Source organism: Streptomyces sp. FH025 (assembly GCF_017427025.1).
Lineage (GTDB): Bacteria > Actinomycetota > Actinomycetes > Streptomycetales > Streptomycetaceae > Kitasatospora.
In genome coordinates this window covers 1-4,866 of the sequence record NZ_JAFLNG010000600.1, presented here as the reverse complement: position 1 = coordinate 4,866, position 4,866 = coordinate 1, and the positions used below count along the sequence as shown (strand labels likewise).

Annotated in this window: 5 protein-coding genes; 1 reads left to right on the top strand and 4 read right to left on the bottom strand. The window is 73.4% G+C overall.

Annotated features, from left to right (window positions below):
• The first annotated feature begins 146 nt into the window (after positions 1-146).
• A complete protein-coding gene (locus tag J0670_RS30270; RefSeq protein WP_207814900.1) occupies positions 147-824 on the top strand; it encodes a hypothetical protein in 678 nt (225 codons plus the stop codon).
• 159 nt (positions 825-983) lie between these two features.
• On the opposite strand, the gene J0670_RS30265 is transcribed toward J0670_RS30270, so the two are convergent.
• From J0670_RS30265 to J0670_RS30250, 4 genes are all read right to left on the bottom strand, one after another.
• Positions 984-2,144, bottom strand: coding sequence for an Mrp/NBP35 family ATP-binding protein (locus J0670_RS30265; protein WP_207814898.1), 1,161 nt, complete (start codon positions 2,142-2,144; stop codon positions 984-986).
• A gap of 56 nt (positions 2,145-2,200) precedes the next feature.
• On the bottom strand, positions 2,201-2,836 hold the full coding sequence (locus J0670_RS30260; RefSeq protein WP_207814897.1) for a DUF1003 domain-containing protein: 636 nt from the start codon (positions 2,834-2,836) through the stop codon (positions 2,201-2,203).
• Positions 2,826-4,112 carry a magnesium transporter MgtE N-terminal domain-containing protein gene (locus tag J0670_RS30255; protein ID WP_207814895.1) on the bottom strand — a complete coding sequence of 429 codons (1,287 nt, stop codon included), beginning with the start codon at positions 4,110-4,112 and terminating at the stop codon, positions 2,826-2,828. Before J0670_RS30255 ends, J0670_RS30260 begins: the two co-directional genes overlap by 11 nt.
• Before the next feature lie 151 nt (positions 4,113-4,263).
• Positions 4,264-4,803 carry a hypothetical protein gene (locus J0670_RS30250; RefSeq protein WP_207814894.1) on the bottom strand — a complete coding sequence of 180 codons (540 nt, stop codon included), beginning with the start codon at positions 4,801-4,803 and terminating at the stop codon, positions 4,264-4,266.
• Positions 4,804-4,866: the final 63 nt, after the last annotated feature.

Below are 4,866 nucleotides of genomic sequence, written 5' to 3'. Positions count from 1 at the left end.
TGCGCCGCTATTGTGCTGATTGTTCCCGCTGAGCCGTCCGTCACATCCGCGCCCCCGCGGACCAGGAACGGCCACCGGGAACGCCGAGGTGCGCCACCATGGGAGCGCGCCACGGCAGGCACACGTGCGTTTGAGGAGGCCCGGGGATGGACGCGACGAGTCAGGCGGGAGGGGCGACGGCCACGGCCGGCGGCCCGGTGGTCGGCGGACAGGCCGGCCCGGCGGACCCGCTGGTGCCCTACCTGTCCGCCGACTTCCCCTGGTACGGCCTGGACGACGGCTGGACCGGCCGCCGCTACCTGATGCAGGCCGGCGCCGGCGGCCCCCGCGCCGGGGTGGCCGGCAGCGTCGACTACGGCACCCTCGGTCACGGCGACGAGCCGGCCAAGCAGTTCGAGCCGCGCGACGTGCGCAAGTTCGCGGTCGTGGTCACCATGGCCCGCCGGGACAGCCGCCGCAGCGCCGACAACACCGGCACCCTGGAGGCGACCTCCGCCTCCTCGGCCGCGTGGCTGGCCGGCTCCGGCCTGCTCGCCGCGACCTGGCCCGGCCAGCTGGACCGCGCGCTGCGCCAGGACTGGATGGACCAGCAGAGCACCCTGGCGTGGGACCTCGCCGACGACCTGGCCGGACCCGGCTGGTCCACGCTCAGCCTGCCGGTCAACGGCCTGCCGCAGCCCTTCCGCTACCGCGAGTCCGAGTACGGCTGGGTGCTGGCGGGGGAGGCCCCCGGCGTCCTGCTCGGCGCCTTCGGACGCGGCGTCAGCGCCTACGGCATCGGCTTCGCCACCGTCCCCGACCTGGCCGGCTACACCCGGGCCTAGGCCATGTCTGACAATTAGCGTCGCGCGCCCGGCGGGAATTGTCAGACAGGCCTTAGGCCGTGCCCCGGCGTCGCGGACCCGGCAAGGATCCGCAAGACACGGCCTGAACGCGGCGAGGGGCCGGATGGATCGCCATCCGGCCCCTCGTCACATGTCCTGTCAGAACTTGTTCTTCGGCGTCAGCCCGAGCGACATCCCGGACAGGCCGCGCTGGCGGCCGCCGAGCTTGCCGGCCACCGCGCGCAGGGCCGCGCCGGCCGGGGAGTCGGGGGCGGCGAGCACGACCGGGCGGCCGTCGTCGCCGCCCTCGCGCAGCCGGACGTCGATCGGGATCGAGCCGAGCACCGGGACGGTCGCGCCGACGGTGCGGGTGAGCGCGTCCGCGACGGTCTGGCCGCCGCCGGTGCCGAACACGTCGATCATCTCGTCGCAGTGCGGGCACGGCATGCCGGACATGTTCTCGATCACGCCGACGATCTTCTGGTGGGTCTGCACCGCGATGGTGCCGGCCCGCTCGGCCACCTCGGCGGCGGCCATCTGCGGGGTGGTGACGATCAGGATCTCCGCGTTGGGGACCAGCTGGGCCACCGAGATCGCGATGTCGCCGGTGCCGGGCGGCAGGTCCAGCAGCAGCACGTCCAGGTCGCCCCACCACACGTCGGCGAGGAACTGCTGCAGCGCGCGGTGCAGCATCGGGCCGCGCCAGACCACCGGGGCGTTGCCCGGGGTGAACATGCCGATCGAGATGACCTTCACGCCGTTCGCCTGCGGCGGCATGATCATGTCCTGGACCTGGGTCGGCCGGCCCTCGACGCCCAGCATGCGCGGCACGCTGTGGCCGTAGATGTCGGCGTCCACCACGGCGACCTTCAGGCCGTCCGCGGCCATCGCGGCGGCCAGGTTGACGGTCACCGAGGACTTGCCGACACCGCCCTTGCCGGAGGCGACGGCGTAGACACGGGTCAGCGTGCCGGGCTTGGCGAACGGGATCTCCCGCTCGGGGGCGCCGCCGCGCAGCAGCTGGGAGAGCTCCTTGCGCTGGGCGTCGCTCATCACGTCGAGCTCGACCTCGACGCCGGTCACGCCGGCCACCGCGCCGACCGCCTCGCGGACCCGGGTGACGATGGTGTCGCGCATCGGACAGCCGGAGACGGTCAGGTAGACCGCGACGCGCACCGCGCCGCCCTCGGCGATCTCGACCGATTTCACCATGCCGATCTCGGTGATCGGGCGGTTGATCTCCGGGTCGTTGACGGTCGCCAGCGCCTGGCGTACGGACTCCTCCGTGACGCCGGCCGCGACCTCTGTCTCGTTGGCCATGCCTTGATGGTACGGCGCCCGGAGCACTCCTTAACCGGTCGGTAGCGTGCCGCCGGTCACAGCACCTCGGAGGCCTCCCGGCGCTCGTCCATCTCCTTGAGCAGAGACTGGAGTTCGGAGCGGACGAAGTCCCGGGTGGCCACCTCGCCGAGCCCCTGCCGAAGCGCCGCCACCTCCCGGGCCAGGTACTCGGTGTCCGCGATGCTGCGGTCGCTGCGGGCCCGGTCCTGCTCCATGTTGACCCGGTCCCGGTTGTCCTGGCGGTTCTGCGCCAGCAGGATCAGCGGGGCCGCGTACGAGGCCTGGAGGGACAGCGCCAGGGTCAGGAAGATGAACGGGTACTCGTCGAAGCGCACGCTGGCCGGCAGCAGGGTGTTCCACCCTATCCAGATGACGACCACCACCGTCATCCAGACGATGAACCGCCCGGTGCCGAGGAAGCGCGCGATCCGCTCCGACAGCACGCCGAAGGCCTCGGGGTCGTAGGACGGCAGCGTGATCAGGCCGGGACGGGCGGTGCGCGGCTGGTCGAGCCGGGCGCGGTTGGAGCCGGTGATCGGGGAGGTCTCCAGGCGGTCCCGGCCGCCGCCCTCGCGGGTGCGCAGTTCGCGCAGCTGGCGAAGCTCCCGCAGCTCGCCCTTCAGGCGCCGGCGCGCGGAGTCGTTCGGCTGTCGGTTGCGGTCAGTGTCCACCGGCCACCCCTTCCCTCTCGTCGTCCCCGGCGTGCAGCGCCTCGTCGCGCCAGTGGTCCGGCAGCAGGTGGTCGAGCACGTCGTCGACGGTCACCGCGCCGAGCAGGTGGTCCGCCTCGTCCACGACCGGCGCGGCCACCAGGTTGTACGTCGCCAGGTAGCTGGTCACCAGCGACAGCGGGGTGTCCGGCGGCAGCGGGTCCAGGTCGTCGTCCACCAGCGAGCCGACCAGCACGTACGGGGGCTCGCGCAGCAGCCGCTGGAAGTGCACGACGCCCAGGTAGCGCCCGGTCGGGGTCTCGTTCGGCGGCCGGCAGACGAACACCTGGGCGGCCAGCGCGGGCTTGTGGTCGCTGATCCGGATCCGGGCCAGCGCCTCGGCGACCGTCGCGTCCGGCTCCAGCACGATCGGCTCGGTGGTCATCAGACCGCCGGCGGTGTCCTCCTCGTACGTCAGCAGGCGGCGCACCGGCGCGGCCTCCTCGGGCTCCATCAGTTGGAGCAGCCGCTCGGCCTCCTCGCCCGGCAGCTCGGAGAGCAGGTCGGCGGCGTCGTCCGGGTCCATCGCCTCCAGGACGTCGGCGGCGCGCTCCTGCTTGAGCTTGCCGATGATCTCGACCTGGTCGTCCTCGGGCAGCTCCTCCAGGACGTCCGCGAGCCGCTCGTCGGGCAGCGCGGCGGCCACCTCGGCGCGGCGCTTGGCGGACAGGTGGTGCATCACGCTGGCGAGGTCGGCCGGGCGCAGCTGCTCGAAGGTGGCGAGCAGGTTGGCCGCGCCCTGGTCCTGCTCGGGCACCGCGAAGCCGGTGACGTCCTGCCAGTCCAGGGTGAGCCGCTCGCCCTTGCCCTTGCGCAGCCGGCCGGCCCGGCCGACCTGCACGAAGACCTTGCTGACCTCCCACTCGCGCAGCCGGGTCTGCACCATGCCGACGTCCAGCACGGTGACCTCCTCACCGGTCTTGGACCAGGTGACGGTGCGGTCCAGCAGCTCGGCGAGCACCAGGGTCTCGGCCGGGCGCTGCTCGAAGCGCCGCAGGTTGATCAGGCCGGTGGTGAGCACTTGGCCGGACTCCAGGCTGGTCACCCTGGTCATCGGCAGGAAGATCCGGCGCCGGGCGACCACCTCGACCACCAGGCCGAGCACGCGCGGCGGACGGCCGCCGAGCCTCAGCGAGACCACCACGTCCCGGACCCGGCCGACCTGGTCGCCGTTCGGGTCGAAGACCGCGATGGCGGAGAGGTGGGAGATGAAGACCCGGGTACCTGGCCCTGCCATGGACTCCCTCGACTCGCTCGACGCCGCACGGTGTGCGCCGGGGCGCACGTTCGGCCAAGGCTACCCGCGCGTCCGGGGCCCGGCCCGGTGTGGCACGGTAGCGGCCCGAGGAGTCCCGGGCACCAACTCTTTCCAAAGGTTAGGGCGGGCTTTAGCGGCGCTTGAACAGCAGTTTGGGCAGGCCGGCCGGGATCGGGCGGCGGGTGGTGGCCGGGGTGGGCAGCGGCTCGGCGGCGTGCGAGCCGTCCGGCATCGCGCCCGGACGCTCGGCCAGCGGCCCGGTCGGCTCCAGCCGCAGCACCCGGCACTCGCGGGCCCAGCGCTCGGCGATGGCGTCGGTGTCGGGCGCGTTCAGCCGCTTGCCCTTGAGCTCCTCGACGGCACCCAGCCAGGCCTCGCCGTTCGGCGCCAGCTCGACGACCCTGGCGTTCCAGCCGGTCAGCCGGCCGCCCTTGTCCTTGCTGCGCACGGTGACCACGGCCCCGGCGCCCGGGGTCAGCCCGTGCAGCGGCTGCTCGCCGCCCCCGCCGACGACCACCACCGCGCCGTCGTGCCAGGCGTGCCAGAGCGGGCGGGCCTGCGCCTCGCCGTCCGCGCGCACCCACAGCAGCCCCGACTTCTTCGCGGCCTCCTCCAGCAGGGCCTGGTCGAGGAAGTCGTCGGCGGTCGCGGCGGCGGGCGTACGGTCCATGGCGGACAGCGTACGGCTTTCCCGCCCCTCGGCGTCCGCCCGGTGTCCACCGGACGTCTCAGC